Below are 740 nucleotides of genomic sequence, written 5' to 3' on the forward strand. Positions count from 1 at the left end.
CTTGGTAATGTGTTCCTTAGCGAGGAAGTTACCAGATTCATAGTGTCTCAGGTCAATACCGATAAAGGCATTGATTTGATTGGCAGACTGAAAACGGCGAATATCTCCCAGTTCACCAATAATACTTGTTGCAGTAGTCTCAGCTATTCCAGGAATAGAGAGCAGAATGTCATATTCAGGTAATGGCTGAGCTAGCTCCACCATCTGGTCTAGAACAGTTTGTCTCTGTTCAGAAAGCCGAAGCAATTCTCTTCCATAGTAACGAACCTCTTCCAGCATTGGAGAGGTTTTCTTGACGGCACAATAAGATTGATTAGCTAGTGCTATCAGCTTCTCAGCTAAATACGCCACACGCTTGTCAGAAATTCGTTTTGAGGTGGACTGACGAATGCTCTCTGAGAGTTCGTTCTTGCTTAAATCAAGCACGAAGTCCTTGCAAGGAAAAGCTATGACCAGGTTCCAGTATTGTTCGCCAGATGGTGTTGATAAGATAGTTTCCAATTCAGGAAAAGTGACTTGTAAGACCTTGTGCAGACGGTTTTTAGCTCGAACAATGTCCTCGGTCAGATTCTGATAGAAACGGCTGAGATCCCGCAAGTTTTGGTAGACTTCTTCTTGGACAAAAGTGGGTTTACGATTCAGCACAAATTGAGATTGAGCCAGTTTTTCGGCGTCAATTTGATCTGTTTTCCTCACACGCAAGCTATCCAGTTGCTTCTTAGCTTCTAAGGGATTAAGCC

At 43.2% G+C, this 740-nt stretch carries 1 protein-coding gene; it reads right to left on the minus strand.

All coding sequences use genetic code 11. From position 1 onward, the window contains the following. On the minus strand, positions 1-740 hold a 740-nt coding region (locus NF418_RS10290; protein WP_256779531.1), incomplete at both ends, for an IS110 family transposase.

Source organism: Streptococcus suis (assembly GCF_024509555.1).
Lineage (GTDB): Bacteria > Bacillota > Bacilli > Lactobacillales > Streptococcaceae > Streptococcus > Streptococcus suis_AD.